This window comes from Kitasatospora sp. NPDC093806, assembly GCF_040683335.1.
Taxonomy (GTDB): Bacteria; Actinomycetota; Actinomycetes; order Streptomycetales; family Streptomycetaceae; genus Kitasatospora.
In genome coordinates, this window is the sequence record NZ_JBFBDO010000106.1 from 1 (window position 1) to 18,293 (window position 18,293).

Sequence of the window (18,293 nt, forward strand, 5' to 3'; positions counted from 1 at the left end):
GGCAGCACTGGCCGCGGACGGGCCGGCCGGCACCGGGGCCGACACCCGCACCGTGAGGTCGGGCGCGCCGTCCTCACCGCGGCAGACGCCTGGCCGGGCGTCCCGGCACCGTGCCGCGCACCGGCGGGGGCCGGGGCGGGGGCGGTCGGCTCGTCGGCCGCCGGGTAGCCGGGCGGGTACACCGGCGGGTACCCGGACGCCGCCGGGGAGGCGAACGGCTCGTCCCCGTAGGTCGACGGGCCGTACGGCGACGGGTGGTAGGGGGACGGGTCGTACGGGGACTGCCCGTACGGGGCGGCGGGCGCGGTCGGCCCGTCCGGCCGGACCGACGGGGCGGCCTGCCCCGGCTGCCCCAACTGCCCCGACTGCCCCGACTGCCCTGGCTGTCCCGACTGCCCCGTGCGCGCGGTCCGGCCGGTCCGGTCGGCCGACCGGCCGTGACCGGCGCCCGGCGCGGGCCCGTACGGCCCGGGCCCGAACACCGCGTCCTCCGCGCCGAGGCCCGGCACGGTCGGCGGCAGCGGCTCGGTGAGCAGCGCGTTCGGCAGCAGCACCACCACCCGCACCCCGCCGTACGGCGAGGGCGCCGAGCTGAGCGTGACCCGGAACCCGTACTGCTCGGCGAGCCGGCCGACCGCCGCCAGGCCGAGCTGCGGGACCTCGCCGAGCCGGGAGACCTCCATGCCGGAGCCGCCGGCCAGCGCGGCGGCCGCCTTGGTGACGGCCTGCTCGGGCATGCCGACGCCGCCGTCGTCGATCTCGATCACGGCGCCGTTGTGCACCGGCATCAGCGTGACGAACACCTGGGTGCTGGGTGGGGAGTAGCGGGTGGCGTTGTCGAGCAGTTCGGCCACGGCGTGGATCAGCGCCTCGGCGGCGGCGCCGACCACGGCGGTCTCGATCCGGCTGCGGACCATCACCCGCTGGAACGGCAGGATGCGGGACTGGGCGCCGCGCACGACGTCCTCCAGCGAGACCGGTTCGGGCCAGTGCCGTCCGGCCCGGGCCCCGCACAGCACGGCCAGCGTCTGGGCCAGGCGGGCTTGTTGGGCGGCGGCGTGGTCGGCCTTGAGCAGGCCCTCCAGCAGGGCCGGGTCGTCGTGGGTGCGCTCCATCTCGTCCAGCAGGGCCTGCTGGTCGTGGGCCATCACCAGGATCCGGCGGGCGACGCTGAGGAAGGCCCGCTGGGTGGAGGAGTTGAGCTCCTGTTCCTGCTGGACGGCGGCCAGTTCGCTGCCGCGGCGGGCCTGTTCGGCGGTGAGCTGCTCGCGCAGCCGGGCGAGGTCGCGCTGCTGCTGGGTGACCTTGCGGCGCTGGGTGGCGGAGACCGCGCGGTAGCGGGCGGCGGCCACGAGGGCGAGGGCGGCGAACACGCCGGTAGCCGTAGCGCACCACTGAGTCATCGTCACGCCGCGAATTCTAGGGTGATGATCCTACGAAGGTGTGAACGGATCTCGCCAAGTGACCGGATCTCATCGATATCCCGTCAATACCGCGTCGTTCCCCCCTGCTTCGGACCCGATCGGACGGTCCACGAACTCGCTCCGAACCCCCTCCGGAGGCCCCGGGGGACCCGCTATTGCACTGGTGACAAACGGTGCAACAACAGCAGCGCGACATCGTCCGGACGGGACCGCCGTTCGGTCACGTTCAGCGTGAGCAGATCGGCCAGCCGTTCCAGGGCGGGCCCCGGCTCAACCCGGACCGCACCGCTGTTGCGGGCCCACAGCTCCAGACCGCCGAGCATCCGCTGCACCGACTCGTCGTAGTCCTCCTCCCGGTCCTCCACCAGGCCGTCGGTGTAGGCGAGCAGCGTCTCGCCGGGCGCCAGCCGCTCCACCGCCAGCGGGTACGGCCGGTCCGGGGCGACGCCCAGCGGCGGGCCGCCGGGCAGCTCCAGCTCCACCGCCCGGGCGTCCGCGGTGACCCGCACCGGGGCCGGATGCCCGGCCCGGGCCGCGCGCAGCGTGCCGTCGGCCGGGTCGAGGGTCAGATAGAGGCAGGTGGCGAACAGCTCGGTGTCCAGCTCGGCCAGCAGCCGGCTGGTCCGGGCCAGCGTGGCGGCCGGGTCGTGCCCGTCGGTGGCGTACGCGCGCAGGCCGCTGCGCAGCTGGCCCATCACCGCCGTCGCCTCGGCGTTGTGGCCCTGGACGTCGCCGATCACCAGCCCGATCCGGCCGTCCGGCAGCCGCAGCAGGTCGTACCAGTCGCCGCCGATCTGCATCCCCTCGGTGCTCGGCAGGTAGCGGGCGGCGCTGGCGACCCCGGCCAGCCGGGGCAGGGTGCGCGGCAGCATCGCGCGCTGCAGCTCGGTGGCCCGGTGGTGGTGGGTGTCGTAGAGGCGGGCGCGCTCCAGGGACTGCGCCAGGATGCCGGCGAAGGCGGAGTAGAGGGTGCGGTCCTCGCGGCTGAAGACCCGCTCGGCGGCGAAGGTGATCAGGCAGGAGCCGACCTGGCGGCCGGAGGCGATCAGCGGCAGCACCGCCCAGGCGGCCGGGGCGAGCGGCGTGCCGCCGTCCTCGGTGCCGGTGCCGGTGCCGGTGCTGGTGCCGGTGCCGCTGTTTGCTCCCTGTTGTGGGGCCCGGCCGCGGCGGGCGGGTTCGCTGAACAGCGGCGCCGAGCGGGCCAGCGCCCGCTGCATGACGCCCTCGGAGAGGTCGGCGAGCCGGGTCAGTTCGGTCCGTCTGGGGCCGCCGTAGACGGTGTGCGAGACGGGTAGCAGCCGGCCCTCGTCGACCAGGTCGAGCACGATGCTGGCGGCGCCGAAGGCCGGCCGGACGACGTCGGTGACCGCCGTGGTGACGTCCCGGACGGTGACCGCCCGGGACAGCGCCCGGGTGAGCGCCAGCAGCAGCGCCGAGCGGGCCCCGGCGGCGGGCGCCTCGTCCGGACCGGCGGGTGGGCGTTCGTCCGGGGCGCGGCCGTGGTCCAGGTCGGCCAGCAGCCCGGCGATCCGGACCGGCCGGCGGTGCACGTCCAGCATCACCTCCCCGGTCTCCTCGATCCGGATCACGCCGCCGCCCCGGCGTGGCACCCGGTACCGGATCCGGTACGGGCCGCCGGTGGCGAGCGCCTCGGCGAGCACGGCCCGGACGTCCGGCAGGTCCTCCGGGTGGACCAGCCGGTCGAGGTCGGGGGCGGGGGCCGAGCCGGCGCCCTCCGGCACGGGCCGGCCGACCAGCCGGTGCGCCTGGGCGTCCCAGAAGGTCTCGCCGGTGACCAGGTCGCGTTCGAAGGCGCCGTGCCCGGCGGCCCGGACGGCGAGCGAGAGCATCGGGTGGGCCAGGCCGTCGGCCGGGTCGGTGCCGTCGGGGCGGTCGGGGCAGACGCCCGGGCGCACGCCGTCCGGCGCGCTCCGGCCGTTCTGTGCGGCGCGTCCGGTCCGGGCGTGGTCCAGCAGGTGGGCGAGCCGGTGCGCGCAGGCGTCGCCGATCGTCTCCAGCACGTCCAGATCACGCGGGGGGACGGTCCCCCGATGGGCGAGCGCCAGGGCCAGGACGCCGATCGGCCGCTCGTCGACGACCATCGGCAGCGTGCTGATGGCGACCATCCCGGTGCCCATCCCGGTGTTCCGGTTCGGGTAGTCGACGCTGGTGCGTTCGGGGCTCAGCAGGTACGGGCGGCGCAGCCGGAGCGCCATCGCGGCGGGGAGGTCGCCGGCCGGATCGACCACGCCGTAGCGTTCGCGGGCCCAGTCGGGCAGGCCGTGCGAGGCGGTCAGCCGGAGCATTCCGGCGGAATCCAGCAGGTAGAGCGCCGAACCTTCGCCGGTGATCCAGCCCGGGCCTTCGGCGAGCACGGTGCCGAGCAGTTCGGCGGCGCTGGAGCAGCCCAGCAATAAGCGGACGCAGCGCATGGCGCTGTGCGCGGTGGGGCTGCTGCGCGGATCCACGGGATTCCCGGCCTCTCCGGCTCCTTATGGGGCAGTTAATTCTTAATACCTTATTTCTTATGCCCGTGAGGAGAGAGTCGGACGGTGTGCCCCGGGGCGTGTGGGCCCCGGGGTGTTCGGGCAGCCCCGCCGGGTCCGGTACCCTTCTCCGTACGACGTGCCGCAGCGCGGTGCGTCCGACGGTGCGGGGCTATAGCTCAGACGGTTAGAGCGCTTCCCTGATAAGGAAGAGGCCACAGGTTCAAGTCCTGTTAGCCCCACCGCACGACGAAGGGCCCGGAGCCTCCCGCTCCGGGCCCTTCGCCGTTCCCGTTCCCGTTCCCGTTCCCGGCCCCGGTCCCGGTCCGCCGCCGGGGCTCAGGGCCGCGGCCAGCCGTGCAGGCCGGCGGTGAGCACGGTGATCATGCGGTCCTGGGTCTCCCCGAGATCCTCGCCGAGCTGGAACGCGCCGCCGATCGAGAGCGCGGCGAAGCCGTGGGCCAGCGAGCGGAAGGTCCGGGCCGCGTGGATCGCCTCGGAGCCCTCCAGCCCGTACTCGCGGAGCACCGCGACGATCACCCCGACCAGCCGGGCCGCCGCCGCGGCCAGGTCGTCGTCCGGCTGCGGGGCCTGCGGCAGCGCGCCGTACCGGTGCGGGTGCTCGGTGGCGTACGCGTGGTACGCCCGCAGGACGGCGGCGACGGCGTCGTCCCCGCCGCGGCCGAGTGCGGCCTCGGCGAGCCGGTCGGCCAGCTCCTCGGTCACCCGGACGGCGACCAGCCGGCGCAGTTCGGCCAGTCCGCCGCTGACGTGCTTGTACAGCGAGGGGGTGGCGACGCCGGCCCGGGCGGCCACGGCGGCCAGGGTGAGGGCCTCCGGGCCCTGCTCGTCGATGAGGGCGAGGGCGTGGCCGACGACCTGCTCGGGGGTCAGTCCGACTCGGGGCATCGCGGTTCTCCTGGAGGGGGTGGAAGGGATGGGGGCGCGGGCCGGGCCCGGGGTTCGGGCCTGGCGTTCGGGCATGGCGTTCGGGCCCGGGGTCGGGCCCGGGTTCAGGCCCGGGTTCAGGCCCGCTCGGCCTCGGCGAGGAAGGACAGCAGGGCGTCCGCGGTGGCCTGCGGGCGGTCGGCCATCGGGTAGTGCCCGGCGCCCTCGATCATCACCTTGCGCGCCCCCAGCGCGGCGGCCTGCCGGTCGGCGACCAGCTCCGGCTTCGCGAAGTCGGGGTCCTTCTCGCCCATCACGACCAGCGCCGGGCAGCGCACGGCGGCGGTCCAGCCGGCCGGCGAGGAGTCCCCGCGGACGTAGCCGCGGGTGGCGGTCTTCCGGCCCGGGGTGCGCAGCGCGGCGACCAGCCCGGCCACGTACTCCTCGTGGTCGGCCGGCTTGGTGGTCGGGTAGGCGGCCTTCCGCTGGTAGAGGCCCCAGAAGGCGGGGGAGTGCACCAGCAGCCGGCCCATCGCGCCGACCACCACGCGCTGCAGCGCGGTCGGCGGCACGTTCTCGACGAAGGCGTCCAGCAGGACGATCCCGGCGACCCGCGCGGGGGCGTCCCCGGCGGCCTTGACCACGCTGGCGCCGGTGTACGAGTTGCCGGCCAGCACGGCCCGCTCGATGCCCAGGTGGTCGAGCAGGGCGAGGACGTCGCGGGCGATCGCGGCGGGCGTGTAGTCGTCCCAGACGATCGAGGACTCGCCGAAGCCGCGCAGGTCCATGGTGATCACCCGGCGGCCGGCGGCGGTGAGCAGCGGGCGCAGGTGCCGGTACGCGGCCCGGCTGTCGAGCATCCCGGGGAGCAGGACGACCGGGGCGCCGGCGCCGTGCTCGGTGTCGTCGAAGGCGATCCGGCCGCCGGGGAGGTCGAGGTAGCGGGTGACGGGGGCGGTGGTGCCGTTCATGGGGGCCTCCTCGGTCCGGACGTCGGCGACGTGCCGATAGCCATAAAGCTAAGGCTAATAGCCTTAGCCGTCAAGCTATCGCCTATGCCGATTCGGATCGGCCCGGGGTCGCTCCCGTCCTCAGACCCCCTCCACCTTGAACGGGTCGTGCTCGCTCAGCAGCTTGTCCAGCCGGGCCTGGTCGACCCTGGTCACCAGGTCGGTGGACTCCTGTCGGTCCCGGACCACCTTGGCCAGCGTGAACGTGGAGGTGACGGTGTACAGCAGGCCGATCCCCAGGAAGGCCCGGGTCCAGGGCTCCACCGGGAGGAAGGCGATCCCGATCGCGAGGGTGGAGGCGGCGAGGGCGAAGGACAGGACGGCCTGGACGTAGTACGCGGCCGTGGTGCGTGACTGCATCGGTGCGCTCATGGCGCCAGGATGGGCCGCGCGCTCCCGGCCTCGCATGAGTAGGAGTACTCAGTTGGGGGGCCGTTCGTTGACGTCCTCTCACGTTCGGTAGTGTCAGTTGTCATCAAACCTCACAAATCGCCCATCGAGTGCCGTACTGCCCGATCCTCATCCGTCGTCAACGACGAACGGCTTGGAATCGGGGGCCACTCGGATTAACGTTTGATAACGCAGCGCGGTCCGCAACGCCGTACCCAGACGGCACCGTGCGCCGTCGCCTAATCCCGCCGGCCGGCCTCCGGGCAGGCCAGGGAGCCGGGGAACCACGTTCCTTGGGGTGAATCGGCCGGGCCCAGGCCCAGCCGTAGGAGACCTTCCTGCTCCGAACCCGTCAGCTAACCCGGTAGGCGCGAAGGAAGGAAAGGAGCGCGCCTCCGTGGCGTCGACGCACACCCCGGCACACCCGTCCGGCTCCTCTGCCGGCACCCAGCTGCTCGACCACCCCGGTCCGTCCGCCGGGCCCGGCCCTTTCGGCGGCCCCGGGCCCTTCGCCGGCCCCGGCCCGTTCACCGGCCCCGCCGACGAGAGCGCCCCGCCGGCCGCCGACGCCAACCGGCACCGGATGCCCCGTCAGACCCGCGGCACCGCTCCGCTGCTCGGCGTCACCGCCGTCGCCGCCACCCTGGGCGCCACCGGCTTCGCCTCCGCCACCCCGGCCGCCGCGCCCGCCGTCGAGGCGCCCGACGAGACCCCGGTCGCGCTCGCCGCCGACCCCGGCCTCGCCCTCGCCGCCCGGATCCAGCAGCAGGCCGACAGCCAGCGCACCGCCGCCGAGGAGGACGCCCGCGTCCAGGCCGCCCAGGAGGCCGAGGCCAAGCGCGCCGTCCAGCTCGCCCAGCAGGAGCAGGCCAAGCGCGCCGCCGAGGCCGCCGAGAAGGCCAAGCTCGCCGCGATCACCCTGCCGGTGAAGGACTACAACCTCTCCGCGCACTACGGCCAGAGCGCCCGCTACTGGGCCCACCTGCACACCGGCCTGGACTTCGCCGCCGACACCGGCACCGCCGTCTACGCGGTCGGCCAGGGCACCATCACCTCGGCCGGCTGGGCCGGCGCCTACGGCTACCGGATCGTCGAGACGCTGCCCGACGGCACCGAGATCTGGTACTGCCACCTCTCCTCGATCATCAAGGGCTCCGGCAAGGTCGTCCCCGGCCAGCAGATCGGCAAGGTCGGCGCCACCGGCAACGTCACCGGCCCGCACCTGCACGTCGAGGTCCGGCCCGGCGGCGGCGCGCCCGTCGACCCGGAGACCTGGTTCGAGCAGCGCGGCGTCACCCCCTGACCCCGCCCCCCCGGCACCGCGCGGGGCCCCGGCCGTCGATCCGGCCGGGGCCCCGCGTCGTTCCCGGACTACTCCGCGCGCGGGCGGTCCTCGTCGTCCGCGTCCGCCGCGTCCTCCGTGTCCGCCGCCCAGGCCTCGTCCTCCGCGTCCGGCTGCCAGTCCTCGTCCGCCGCGTCCGGCTCCCAGGTCTCGTCCGCGGCGGGCTCCAGACCCGCCAGGTAGGCGTCGATCTCCGCCTGCCCCGGCTCCGGCGCCAGCTCCGGGAACTCCTCCACCAGCAGCCGCGGCAGCCCCGGCACCGTCCACTCGCCCGACAGGTCCAGCGCCGCCTCGACCGCCGCCTCCTCGAACGCCCCGAAGTCCCCGGCCAGCTCCTCCGGCATCGGCCGGCCCAGCGCCGTCAGCTCGGCCAGGTTCCGGTAGCTGCGCTGCATCAGCCCGTGCTCCAGCAGCCGGCGCGCCCCGTCCGTGGCCATGCCCACCGCCAGCGTCCGCGCCGCGCCGTCCCAGCCCCCGTCGTCCACCGGGTCCAGCACGCCGTCCGCCTCCAGCGCCGCGAACGCCGCCAGCCGCTCCTCCTCCGCCAGCCCCCGGAACCCCTCCAGCCAGGACCGCACCGCCGCCCCGTCCGCGGTGTCCACCCCGTCCGCGCGCAGCAGCAGCGCGTACAGCCGGGGCCAGGTCACCAGGTCGGCCCGGCGCAGCAGCCCGGCCGCCAGCTCGCCCTGCCACTCGGCCTCCGCGTGCAGCCGCTCCTGCCGCTTGGCGTTCAGCCGCTTCGCCGCGCGCTGGTGGTCGATCAGCAGCCGCACCGCCGCGCCGTACGCCAGCGGGTCCAGCTCCGGCGCGGGCTGGACGTACAGGTGCAGCCGCTCGTACAGCAGGTGCTCCACCGCGGCCGAGGTCAGCTCGGGCCAGCCGTCGTGCATCCTGCCCTCGCCCAGCTCCAGCAGCGCCAGCACCGTCCGCACCGGCTCCTCGGCGAGCGGCGCGCGGCCCTCCGCCTCCGCCCAGGCGAGCAGATCGGCGGCCTTGGTGCGCGGGGCGAGCCGCAGGTCTTCGTCTTCCATAACCACGAACCGTAACCGCTGGTCGCGGGTAGGGTCGGGAGCCATGGTGCCTGTCCGACTCATCGGCCCCCGGCTGGCCATCCGCGAGTTCCACCACACCCCCGAGGACGTGGACGCCCTGCACGCGGTGTTCGGCGACCCGGAGGCCTGCCGCCACCTCCCGTTCGAGCCGCGCGACCGGGAGACCTGCGCCGACCAGGTCGAACAGTTCCTGGAGGAGGCGGAGAAGGACGACCGCGAGGTCTACCGGCTCGCCGTCACCCGCCTCGCCGACGCCGACGACCCGGCCCGCGCCGTCCCGATCGGCAACGTCGCGCTCGGCCTCGCCAGCCACCGCTCCGCCTCGCTCGGGTACGCGCTGCGCCGCGACGCCTGGGGGCTCGGGTACGCGGGCGAACTGGTCGGGCTGCTCCGCGACTTCGCGTTCGGCCCGCTCGGGCTGCACCGGCTGGAGGCCCGGGTGGCGGTCGACAACGCGGCCTCGGTCCGGGTGCTGACCAGGGCCGGCTTCCGGCTGGAGGGCCGGGTCCGGCACGACTTCCGGCGCTCCGACGGCTGGCACGACGCCTACCAGTACGCGCTGCTCTCCGACGACCCGCTCTCCGACGACCCGGAGGGGGAGTCGCCGGGGGACCCGCCGGGGGAGGGGGGATAACCCCACCTCCGGTTCGCCGGGGAGCCGGATGTCCGCCCGGACCGCGTTTTGACAGGCTTCAGGGGTCGGCAGGAACCGCCCGACGAGCCCCGATCCGCGACCGACCCGAGGGACCGAGACCCGGCCATGAGCACCCACACCAGCATGCAGCGCAGCGAGTACGACGCGTACGACACCCACGACGGCGAGGACCGTCTCGGTGGCGCCCTTCGTACCGAGGACCCGCCGTACGCCTGGCGGGCGCCGTTCACCTCCTACTTCTACCGCGAGCTGGGCTACGCGCTGACCGGCCTGCCGGTGGCGATCGCCGGCTTCGTGCTCGCGGTGACCCTGTTCTCCCTGGGCCTCGGCACCTTCGTCACCGTCCTGGGGCTCCCGGTGCTCGCGGCGCTGACCACCGCCGGGCGCGGCTTCGGCCGGCTGGAACGGTCCCGGATCCGCACCATGCTCGCCCTGGACGTGCCGGGCCCGGCGCCGGTCCGCGTCACCCGGCGGGGCACCTGGGGCACGGTCACCGCCCGGCTCGCGGACGCGGCGGGCTGGAAGGCGGTGCTCTACCAGGTGGTGATGTTCCCCTGGGCGATCCTCAGCATGGTGCTGTCGCTGGTCTTCCTGCTCGTCGGCTGGTCGCTCGCGCTGTACCCCGTCTACCACTGGGTCTTCCCGAAGTACACGGACTGGCCCGGCTACCGGATCTTCGACTTCACCGACAGCGACGGGGTCCAGCACGTCTACTACGTCGAGTCGCCGCTGCAGATCGCCGGGGTCTGCCTGATCGGGCTGCTGTTCGTCTTCGTCACCCCGCAGCTGGTGCGCGGCCTCACCAACGTCAACCGCCTCGCCGCCCAGGGCCTCCTCGGCCGCTGACCCCGGCCGGCGGCCCGTTCCTCGCCCCACCCTCTCCCGCGTGTTCCCCGTGTGTTCCCCGTCGGTGCCCAGCCGACGCCCAGCCCGGGCGAAATATGTAGACCGGTCTACCTGCCCCCAAATATGTAGACCGGTCTACGTACTCTCGAATATGTAGACCGGTCTACAGATCGTGACTATATAGACCGGTCTACAGAAATATGCCGACCGGTCTACAGATTCCTGCTGGCCCCGCCTGGCCCCGCCCGCTCCCCGGACGCTTCCGGATGCGGCCGGGGTCGCTCCGTGTTCGGATGGCCGCGATGGCCGACCGAACCGCCCACCCCGCGCCCGCCCCGCCGCCGACCGTCGTCCCAGGCGCCGTCCCGGCCGTCGTCCCAGCCGCTGTCCCGGCCACCGTGCTGGTGACCTCCCGCTCGCTGGACGAGTACTGCGGCCTCTTCGGCCTCACCCGGGCCCGGCTCGCCGCCCTCTCCGGCCCGCTGCTGGACTGCCCGGGCGGCGCCGCCGCGCTGGCCGCCGAGGCCCGCCCGCTCGGTTGCCGGGTCATCGCCGCCGACCCGGTCTACGCCCACCCCGCCGCCGAGATCACCGCCCGCGCCCTGACCGCCCGGGCCGCCATGGCCGCCGCGATGGCCGTCCGCCCCGACCTCTACCCGGCGCCCCACCACCGCCCGCCCGAGTGCTACCTGCGCAGCTGGGACCGCGCCCGCCGGCTGTTCGCCGCCGACCGCGCCGACCACCCCGAGCAGTACGTGGCCGCCGCGCTGCCGCGCCTCCCCTTCGCGGACGGCACCTTCGCCCTCACCCTCAGCGGGTACCTGGTGTTCGCCTATCCCGACCTGTTCACGCCGGAGCGGCAGGTGGCCGCACTGGCCGAACTGGTCCGGGTCACCGCCCCCGGCGGCGAGGTCCGGATCCACCCGCTGTGCGACGCCGCGGGCCGCCCCAGCGCCCACCTCGACGCCGTCCGGCACGGGCTCGGCGAGCGCCGGATCGCCAGCGAGGTCCGCCGGCTGCCGCCCGACGGCGAGGGTGCGCGCCCCCGGCGCCTGCTCGTCCTGCACCGGGTCGGCCCGCACCGGGTCGGCCACCACCCCGGTAATGGTTGAACTGCCTGATCACTCCTATACTCACGCCCATGACCGAGACGTTGATCAAGCCGGCCGAGGCCTCGGACGCCGACCGGCTCACCGCCCTGATCCAGAACTGTTCCGCCTACCGCGGCGCGTACGCGGCGATGATCGCCGGCTACCGGGTGACCCCGGAGTACCTGGCCCGGCACGAGGTCCACCTCGCGGTCCGCGCCGCCGACGACCTCCTGCTCGGCTTCTACGCGCTGGTCACCGACCCGGTCCCCGACCTGGACCTCATGTTCGTCGCGGACGAGGCGCAGGGGCTCGGCATCGGCCGACTGCTCATCACCCACATGCTCGACCGCGCCCGCGCCGTCGGCATCACCGGCGGCATCAAGGTCGTCTCGCACCCGCCCGCCGAGGCCTTCTACCTGCGGATGGGTGCCGAACGCGTCGGCACCTTCCCGGCCAAGCCGCCGATCGGCTGGGACCGGCCGGAGCTCCGCTTCACCGTCTGAGCCCACCCGGGTCCCGGGGAGTCCCCGGGGCTCCCCGGGAAGCGGACCCGCCCGTCAGCCCTGTCCCGGTTCGGCCCCCGTGGCAGGAGTCCCCGTGGCAGGAGTCCCCGCGGCCGGGGCCCCCGCAGCAGGGGCGCCCGTCGCCGGACCGCCCTCCGCGGGGCTGTCCGCCGCCCCGTTCTGTTGCTGCGGGAGGAAGACCGGGGTCTCCAGGCGCGACAGGATCTTCTCCGCCAGCCAGCTCCGGTCCGAGCCGTACGGGATCCCGTCCGGAGCCATCAGCTGCCCCGCCACCGCCTCGCGCAGCCGCCGCACCTCCTCGGCCGGCAGCCGGGAGAGCAGCCCGCGGGCCGCCAGCAGCGCGTGGTACTGCTCGAACCCGGAGCGCGGGCGCTCGATCGCGTCCAGCACGCTCGGCAGGTCGGCGAGCGCCGGATCGCCCTGCATCAGGGCCAGCGCCTGGATCCGCCGGCCCTCCGACCCGTCCGCGAACAGCTCCTGCACCTGGCCGGCCGTCAGCGCCGAGCGCCGGGCCGTGGACCGGACCTCGGCCACCACCCGTTCCGGCCCGGCGGTCCGGTCGGGCGGCAGCAGCGACCCCGGGAGGTCGCCCGGCTGACCGGTGCTGGTGCCGACCAGGCCCAGGTGCTGCATGGCCCGCATCCGCAGGTCGTCCGCGCCGACCTTGTCGCCCTTGCGGTCGCGGTCCTGCCCGGCGAGGAAGAGGTCCAGCGCCTGGTCCGCGTCGGAGAGCACCCGGGGCAGCGCCAGCCGGGTCAGCAGCCAGCCCGCCAGGAAGCCGAGCAGCAGGAAGTAGAGGACCAGCGCGGCCGCGAACGGGGCGGCGCCCGCGCCACCGCCCAGCGCCGGGGCGAGCGCCGTCCCGAGCCGGTCGAGCCGCTCGCCGATCGAGCCGAGCTGGGTCAGCCCGACGCCCAGCAGCACCTTGGTGAGCCAGTCGGAGACCTGTTCGAGGTTGGTGTTCGGCGCGTACGAGCCGTGCGTCTCGCCGCTCCCGGAACCGCCCCCGGAACCGCTCCCCGAACCGCCGCTCCCGCCGGAGCCGCTCCGCACCCGGGGCACCCCGAACAGGAACCCCAGCGCGCCGCCGACCACCATCGCCGCGCAGGCCGCCATCAGTCCGCCGCCCAGCGCCTGCCAGGGGTGTGCCCGTCCCAACGAGAACAGCAGCAGCCCGAGCGCCCCGGTGCCGAGCAGGGCCCCGGCCGCCGTCCGCTGCGCCGTCCGCACGGCTCCCGTGCCTCCGGTCCGCCGCATCGCCCCAGCCATCGCCCACCCCCAGTGCCCGCGCCCCACCTCTGCGGAGTGCGCGCCGACTCTAGCGGGGATGCCCTCGGAGCAGCCGCGGAAACACCGGCCCCGGAAAAGCAGACAGCCCGCGGGCTGCTCCTCCTCGCCGCGGTCCTGTGACGGACCGGGCGCGAAGGCACCGGGGATGTGCCGGTGAGCCCGCGGGCCGGGTGACTGCTGTGGATTTCGCCTGCCGGAGGCCTACGGCCCCACCCTGCGCAGGCAGGGGCGGCTCTAGCGAGCAGCCACCTCACGCATCCTGAAGGAACTCAACTCAGGATCACCTCCTTTCAGTGTGCGGCCACCTTAGGCAGCCCCGCCGAAGGAGGGCAACGCATTTATCCCCGGGGCCGGTTGGGGCCTCAGGCGGGCTTCACCTGGTCCTTGAACTTCGAGTAGTCGATGACCTGGTCGGTCGGCGGGGCCTGGACGGTGAGGGCCTTGTCGATGTCGGTGAAGTCGACCTGGCCGCCGTCCTTGCCGGCCTTCTCGATCCGCAGCGGGTACGGCTTGCCCTCGGTGGCGACGTGCAGGGTCATCTCGTCGCCGTTGCTGTTCTTCGACTTGACGCTGAAGGTCTTGGTGCCGTTGACGGTGCCGGCGGTGCCCTTGGTGAGGTCGGTGGCCTTGCCGTCCTCGGTGAAGTTCTTGGTGAGCTCCTTGAGGTTGCAGACCGTCGTGAGCTCCTTCATGTCCGGGTCGTCCTGCATGCCCGCGATGTAGCGGCCCTTGAAGAGCTCGGCGACCTTGGCGCCGTCCTCGCCGCCGACGGCGGTCAGGAACGCGGCGTCCGGCTTCACGTACACCTGCTTGCCGTCGCTCAGCAGCTCGAACTTGCCCATCCCGGGCATGCTGATCGAGCCCTGGCACTGGCCCTTGGTGTCGACGGCCAGGTCGAGCGCCAGCTTGTCCTTGCCGTTGGTGATGCCACCCACGATCTTGACCGAGGAGGCGCCGGCCAGCGCGTCCTTGGCCTGCTTCTGGATCTCCTCGGCGCTGAGCTTGGCGGTGTCCAGCTTCGGCGCCGCGGAGGCCTTGTCCTTGTCGTCGCCACAGGCGGTCGCCCCGGCCGCCAGCAGCAGGCAGATCGCGGCGGTGCTGGCAAGGCGCTTCGACAACATGAGTGCTTTCCTAACTCGGCGCGACTGTCCGCGTCCGAACGGGTTATTTGTCACTCAGTATGATCGACGCTTTCTTTAACCTCTCTTGACTCGCCGCGCTGTTACAGCTTCGTGGCAGGACCGTGCCGCCCTCGCGCCCGGGGTCCGAAGGGTCCGGTGCGAACGACGCGAACGACAGGAACGACGAAGGCCCGGAGGACGAGTCCTCCGGGCCTTCGGTGCTACTGAGTAGCGGGGACAGGATTTGAACCTGCGACCTCTGGGTTATGAGCCCAGCGAGCTACCGAGCTGCTCCACCCCGCGTCGGTGAACCCAACAATACGGGGAAGTCGTCCGAATGGGAAATCGGTTCTCCGGAGCCCCGCCCGCCACCCGCTCACCGCCCCGGCGTCCAGCCCCGTGCATCGCCCCGCTCACCGCCGCGCGACATGGCGCCCGGTCCGCGCCCGGGCCCAGACGGCGAAGCAGACCAGCGCCGCGAAGCAGGGCACCATCAGCACCGCGTACACCAGCAGGAAGCCGTGCGTGCCGAGGTCGGCGGCGGCGTTCCAGGTGCCGTGCAGCGCCATCGACAGGACGAACCCGGTCGGCGCCGCCAGCCGGGCCAGCCAGCGGCGTCCGGTGGTGAGGGTGAGGGCCAGCCCCAGCCCGGTCAGCGCGGTGAACAGCGGGTGGGCGAAGGGGGAGAGCAGGCCGCGCAGGACGAAGGTCTGCACGGTGCTGTCGAAGTCCCGCAGGCTGGGCGGCTCGCCGAGGCCGATGCTGTCCAGCCGCTGCTGCTGGTCGTCGGTGAACGCCCGGCCCAGGTAGAGCGCGTTCTCGGTGAAGGCGAAGCCGCAGGCGGTGATCCCGCCGAGGACCACCCCGGCGGCCAGGGTGCGCGGCCGGGACCGGGCCCGCCGGTGCCCCGGCGCCGCCGTCCGCCCGCCCGGCCCGGGGTACGGCGCCGGGTTCAGGTACGGCAGCGGGCGCAGGTAGGGACGCAGCCGCAGCCGGGTGCGGGCGTGCGGCAGGGCGGGGCGGCGGTCGTACCCGCGCGGTGGGCGGTCGTAGCCGTGCAGCGGCCGGCGCGGGCCGGGCAGCCGGCGCAGTACGGCGGCGCAGGGGCGGTCGGTGCGGGGGCCGTGACATCGGAGGCGGCGGCCGAGCGGCAGCAGCAGGACGAGCAGGGCGGCGCCCTTCGCGCTCTCCTCGATCACCGGGGTGACCAGGTCGGCGCCCAGCACCTCGCCGAGGCTGCCCTGGTGGGCGGTGAGGTAGCTGCTGGTCCAGCCGTTGGCGAGGATCGCGACCGTGGTGGCGGCGCAGGCGCCCCAGGCGAGGCAGAAGACGGTGTGCCGCAGCGGCACCCGGGCGGTCTGGTTGAGCCAGGCGAGGCCGCCGAGCACGAACGGCAGCGGGACCATCGCGAGCCCGAGGCCGACCAGCAGTCCGGCGGTGCCGGTCTGGCGGCGGACCAGGTGGAGGATCAGCACGCCGCAGCCGGCCAGGGTCAGCACGGCCGTCGCGGTCACGGAGGACAACGCCACCGAGCGCCCCGGGCGGCCCGAGCGGACCGGCCCGGCGGGTACGGCCTCGGACGCGTCCGGCGCGTCCGGCGCACCCGCCGCACCCGGCAGGCCCGCCGCGCCCGCCGCCCCGGCGTCGGCCCGGCCCGGCCAGGGCACGAGCCGGTGGGCCCGGCGCCTCCGGGGCCCCGGGATGGTCCGGGTGCCGGCGGTGCGCGTGGGCAACTCTCGGTCGTCGGCGGCCCGCACGCTGATGTGGTACCCACCGCCGGACGGGGTGCTCACCCGGCACAGGGTAGGCCACGCCGTCGGGCGGTCGGGAGGAACGGGGACGGATCACCCGCCCCGGGCGCGCCCGTCGGCGGCCGCCGGGCCCCGGTCGGTCGGCCGGGTCGAACACCCGGCGGTCGGTCAGCGGCGGCGGAACAGCAGGTCGTGCACCACGTGGCCCTTGGCCAGGCCGGCCCGTTCGAACTTGGTGACCGGACGCCAGTCGGGGCGCGGCGCGTACCCGGGGATGGAGCCGTCCGGGTGGTCGGCGGGCTCCAGCCAGCCGGTGCCGTCGCCCTCGGGGTGCAGGTTCTCCAGCTCCGGCGAGTCGGACAGCACGGCGAGCATCTGCTCGGCGTACGGCTCCCAGTCGGTGGCGCAGTGCACCAGCGCGCCGGGCGCCAGCCGGGGGAGGACCAACTCCAGGAAGGAGGGCTGGATCAGCCGGCGCTTGTGGTGCTTCGGCTTGGGCCACGGGTCGGCGAAGTAGACCCGCAGACCGGCCAGCGAGGCGTCGGGCAGCATGTCGCGCAGCAGGATGACGGCGTCACCGGCGGCCAACCGGACGTTCTCGCTGCCGTCGCGCTCCAGCATGCCGAGCAGGTTGCCGTGGCCGGGGGTGTGGACGTCGGCGGCCAGGATGCCGGTGGTCGGGTCGGCGGCGGCCATCGTGGCGGTGGTCTCGCCCATGCCGAAGCCGATCTCCAGGGTGACCGGCCGGCCGTCGAAGAGCGTGTCCAGGTCGAGCGGGGTGCCGTCGATCGCTATGCCGTACCGCTCCCAGCCCCGGTCCAGCGCCCCGGCCTGGGCGTTGGTCATCCGGCCCCGGCGCGGCTGGAAGCTGCGGATGCGCCGCTCGCTGTGCTGGGCCTCGGTGGCCTTGTGCGGGTACATCGGCGCGGGGTACGCGGCGGGCGCCGCGGAGAGCCGGGCGGAGGGCGATTGCTGGGGGATCGGGGCGGTGGCAGTCACAATCAACCGAGTCTACGGGGCGGCCCGGCCGGGGCCGCAGGGCCTGTGACGGTCCCCACGTCGGCCCCTCCCGCTCGCCCCGTCCGCCTCGTCCGCCCCGTCCGGCCCGCTCGCCCCGTCCGACCGGTACCGACCGGTGCGCGCCCGCCGACCGGTGCGCGCCTCACCCGCCCGCCGCCAGCGCGGCCAGGGCCCGGCGGGCCACCTCGCGGCCGATCGGGAGCGAGGCCGTCGCGGCCGGCGAGGGCGCGTTCAGCACGTGCACCAGGCGGCGGGTGGAGCGCGGCTCGTCGGGGTCGAACCCGGCGAAGGCGAAGTCGTCCAGCAGCGAGCCGTCCCGGGCCACCGCCTGGGCCCGCACGCCCGCCGTGGTCCGGACCAGGTCGGCCGCGGTGACGGCGGGCAGCAGCCGCCGGACGGCGGTGGTGAACGCCCGCTTGGACAGCGAGCGGTGCAACTCGCCCACCTCGTAGCGCCAGTGCCGGCGGGCGATCTGCCAGGTGCCCGGGAAGGTGAGCGTGTCGGCGAGGTCGCGCGGCCGGACGGTGCGCCAGTCGTAGCCCTCGCGGGCCAGCGCCGGGACGGCGTTCGGGCCGACGTGCACGTCGCCGTGGATGCCCCGGGTCAGGTGGACGCCGAGGAACGGGAACGCCGGGTCGGGCACCGGGTAGACCAGGCCCCGGACCAACTCCCGCCGCTCCTTGACGAGTTCGTAGTACTCGCCGCGGAACGGCACGATCCGCACCCCGGGGTCGTCGCCGGCCAGCCGGGCGATCCGGTCGCTGTGCAGGCCCGCGCAGTTCACCAGCACCTGGCAGCGCAGTTCGCCGGCCGAGGTCTGCACGGTGACGCCGTCCGCCCGCCGGGCGACCGCGCGCAGCTCTACGCCGGTCCGGATCTCCGCCCCGGCCTCGCGGGCCAGCCGGGCGTAGGTGGCGGCAACGGCGGGGAAGTCGCAGATGCCGGTGGTGCCGATGTGCAGCCCGGCGATTCCGGTGACGTGTGGCTCGTACTCGACGATGCCCCGGCGGTCGAGCTCGGTGACCGGGATCGCGTTGGCCCGGCCCCGGTCGGCCAGCGCCCGCAGCCGGTCCAGCTCGCCCGGCCCGGTGGCGACGATCAGCTTCCCGGTGACCTCGTACGGGACGTCGTGGGCGCGGCAGAACTCCACCATCTCGCCCGCCCCGGCCACCGCGTACCGGGCCTTGAACGAGCCCGGCCGGTAGTAGACCCCGCTGTGGATCACCCCGCTGTTGCGCCCGGTCTGGTGCGCGGCCAGCCCGGGCTCCTTCTCCAGCACGGTGAGCCGGAGCCCGGGCCGCTCCCGGGTCAGCGCGTACGCCGTGGCGAGCCCGACGATCCCGCCCCCCACCACCAGCACGTCGACGTCGTACCGCACGGTCCGCCCCTCGTCTCCGCCTCGT

General features: G+C 74.7%; 16 protein-coding genes, 2 tRNA genes and 1 riboswitch. Of the genes, 6 read left to right on the forward strand and 12 right to left on the reverse strand.

Annotated elements, in window-relative coordinates:
• Positions 1 to 1,403, reverse strand: a 1,403-nt coding sequence (locus AB0N76_RS32485) for an ATP-binding protein (protein ID WP_363563370.1), incomplete at its 3' end; no start/stop codon positions are given.
• Positions 1,404 to 1,576: 173 nt separating this feature from the next.
• A complete protein-coding gene (locus AB0N76_RS32490) occupies positions 1,577 to 3,892 on the reverse strand; it encodes a SpoIIE family protein phosphatase (RefSeq protein ID WP_363563328.1) in 2,316 nt (771 codons plus the stop codon).
• Positions 3,893 to 4,078: 186 nt separating this feature from the next.
• Between AB0N76_RS32490 and AB0N76_RS32495 the strand changes: the two genes are divergently transcribed.
• A tRNA-Ile gene (locus AB0N76_RS32495) sits at positions 4,079 to 4,152 on the forward strand.
• Positions 4,153 to 4,249: 97 nt separating this feature from the next.
• Here the strand turns inward: AB0N76_RS32495 and AB0N76_RS32500 are convergent.
• From AB0N76_RS32500 to AB0N76_RS32510, 3 genes are all read right to left on the reverse strand, one after another.
• Positions 4,250 to 4,819 (reverse strand): TetR-like C-terminal domain-containing protein, encoded by a 570-nt coding sequence (locus tag AB0N76_RS32500; protein WP_363563330.1) that lies wholly within the window; start codon positions 4,817 to 4,819, stop codon positions 4,250 to 4,252.
• Positions 4,820 to 4,935: 116 nt separating this feature from the next.
• On the reverse strand, positions 4,936 to 5,769 hold the full coding sequence (locus AB0N76_RS32505; protein ID WP_363563332.1) for an alpha/beta hydrolase: 834 nt from the start codon (positions 5,767 to 5,769) through the stop codon (positions 4,936 to 4,938).
• A gap of 120 nt (positions 5,770 to 5,889) precedes the next feature.
• Positions 5,890 to 6,180: a YiaA/YiaB family inner membrane protein gene (locus AB0N76_RS32510; protein ID WP_363563334.1), complete on the reverse strand. Its 291-nt coding sequence runs from the start codon at positions 6,178 to 6,180 to the stop codon at positions 5,890 to 5,892.
• Positions 6,181 to 6,424: 244 nt separating this feature from the next.
• Positions 6,425 to 6,583: riboswitch (cyclic di-AMP (ydaO/yuaA leader) on the forward strand.
• A gap of 12 nt (positions 6,584 to 6,595) precedes the next feature.
• Here AB0N76_RS32510 and AB0N76_RS32515 point away from each other — a divergent pair.
• On the forward strand, positions 6,596 to 7,501 hold the full coding sequence (locus AB0N76_RS32515; protein WP_363563336.1) for a M23 family metallopeptidase: 906 nt from the start codon (positions 6,596 to 6,598) through the stop codon (positions 7,499 to 7,501).
• 68 nt (positions 7,502 to 7,569) lie between these two features.
• On the opposite strand, the gene AB0N76_RS32520 is transcribed toward AB0N76_RS32515, so the two are convergent.
• Positions 7,570 to 8,571: a hypothetical protein gene (locus AB0N76_RS32520; RefSeq protein WP_363563338.1), complete on the reverse strand. Its 1,002-nt coding sequence runs from the start codon at positions 8,569 to 8,571 to the stop codon at positions 7,570 to 7,572.
• 43 nt (positions 8,572 to 8,614) lie between these two features.
• Between AB0N76_RS32520 and AB0N76_RS32525 the strand changes: the two genes are divergently transcribed.
• The 4 genes from AB0N76_RS32525 to AB0N76_RS32540 all read left to right on the forward strand — a co-directional run bounded on the left by AB0N76_RS32525 (position 8,615) and on the right by AB0N76_RS32540 (position 11,687).
• On the forward strand, positions 8,615 to 9,226 hold the full coding sequence (locus AB0N76_RS32525) for a GNAT family protein (RefSeq protein WP_363563340.1): 612 nt from the start codon (positions 8,615 to 8,617) through the stop codon (positions 9,224 to 9,226).
• A gap of 126 nt (positions 9,227 to 9,352) precedes the next feature.
• Positions 9,353 to 10,093 carry a sensor domain-containing protein gene (locus AB0N76_RS32530; protein ID WP_363563342.1) on the forward strand — a complete coding sequence of 247 codons (741 nt, stop codon included), beginning with the start codon at positions 9,353 to 9,355 and terminating at the stop codon, positions 10,091 to 10,093.
• Between the two features lie 302 nt (positions 10,094 to 10,395).
• Entirely contained in the window at positions 10,396 to 11,205 is an 810-nt protein-coding gene (locus AB0N76_RS32535) for a class I SAM-dependent methyltransferase (protein ID WP_363563344.1), read from the forward strand.
• A 29-nt stretch (positions 11,206 to 11,234) separates the two neighbouring features.
• The gene (locus tag AB0N76_RS32540; protein WP_363563346.1) at positions 11,235 to 11,687 is read left to right on the forward strand and encodes a GNAT family N-acetyltransferase; all 453 of its coding nucleotides are present in this window, start codon (positions 11,235 to 11,237) and stop codon (positions 11,685 to 11,687) included.
• A 54-nt stretch (positions 11,688 to 11,741) separates the two neighbouring features.
• On the opposite strand, the gene AB0N76_RS32545 is transcribed toward AB0N76_RS32540, so the two are convergent.
• The 6 genes from AB0N76_RS32545 to lhgO form a co-directional block, all read right to left on the reverse strand.
• Positions 11,742 to 12,938 (reverse strand): hypothetical protein, encoded by a 1,197-nt coding sequence (locus AB0N76_RS32545; protein ID WP_363563348.1) that lies wholly within the window; start codon positions 12,936 to 12,938, stop codon positions 11,742 to 11,744.
• Between the two features lie 422 nt (positions 12,939 to 13,360).
• On the reverse strand, positions 13,361 to 14,119 hold the full coding sequence (locus tag AB0N76_RS32550) for a hypothetical protein (protein WP_363563350.1): 759 nt from the start codon (positions 14,117 to 14,119) through the stop codon (positions 13,361 to 13,363).
• Positions 14,120 to 14,348: 229 nt separating this feature from the next.
• Positions 14,349 to 14,422, reverse strand: a tRNA-Met gene (locus AB0N76_RS32555).
• 110 nt (positions 14,423 to 14,532) lie between these two features.
• On the reverse strand, positions 14,533 to 15,912 hold the full coding sequence (locus AB0N76_RS32560; RefSeq protein WP_363563352.1) for a PrsW family intramembrane metalloprotease: 1,380 nt from the start codon (positions 15,910 to 15,912) through the stop codon (positions 14,533 to 14,535).
• Positions 15,913 to 16,038: 126 nt separating this feature from the next.
• Entirely contained in the window at positions 16,039 to 16,869 is an 831-nt protein-coding gene (gene trmB / locus AB0N76_RS32565) for a tRNA (guanosine(46)-N7)-methyltransferase TrmB (protein ID WP_363563354.1), read from the reverse strand.
• 163 nt (positions 16,870 to 17,032) lie between these two features.
• Positions 17,033 to 18,268, reverse strand: coding sequence for an L-2-hydroxyglutarate oxidase (lhgO, locus tag AB0N76_RS32570; protein ID WP_363563356.1), 1,236 nt, complete (start codon positions 18,266 to 18,268; stop codon positions 17,033 to 17,035).
• Positions 18,269 to 18,293 lie beyond the last annotated feature (25 nt).

What these genes read in the sequence shown, in the direction of transcription:
- AB0N76_RS32500 (WP_363563330.1), bottom strand. Translation starts at nt 4,819, where the DNA reads ATGCCCCGAGTCGGACTGACCCCCGAGCAGGTCGTCGGCCACGCCCTC.
- AB0N76_RS32505 (WP_363563332.1), bottom strand. Translation starts at nt 5,769, where the DNA reads ATGAACGGCACCACCGCCCCCGTCACCCGCTACCTCGACCTCCCCGGC.
- AB0N76_RS32510 (WP_363563334.1), bottom strand. Translation starts at nt 6,180, where the DNA reads ATGAGCGCACCGATGCAGTCACGCACCACGGCCGCGTACTACGTCCAG.
- AB0N76_RS32520 (WP_363563338.1), bottom strand. Translation starts at nt 8,571, where the DNA reads ATGGAAGACGAAGACCTGCGGCTCGCCCCGCGCACCAAGGCCGCCGAT.
- AB0N76_RS32525 (WP_363563340.1), top strand. Translation starts at nt 8,615, where the DNA reads ATGGTGCCTGTCCGACTCATCGGCCCCCGGCTGGCCATCCGCGAGTTC.
- AB0N76_RS32530 (WP_363563342.1), top strand. Translation starts at nt 9,353, where the DNA reads ATGAGCACCCACACCAGCATGCAGCGCAGCGAGTACGACGCGTACGAC.
- AB0N76_RS32535 (WP_363563344.1), top strand. Translation starts at nt 10,396, where the DNA reads ATGGCCGACCGAACCGCCCACCCCGCGCCCGCCCCGCCGCCGACCGTC.
- AB0N76_RS32540 (WP_363563346.1), top strand. Translation starts at nt 11,235, where the DNA reads ATGACCGAGACGTTGATCAAGCCGGCCGAGGCCTCGGACGCCGACCGG.
- AB0N76_RS32550 (WP_363563350.1), bottom strand. Translation starts at nt 14,119, where the DNA reads ATGTTGTCGAAGCGCCTTGCCAGCACCGCCGCGATCTGCCTGCTGCTG.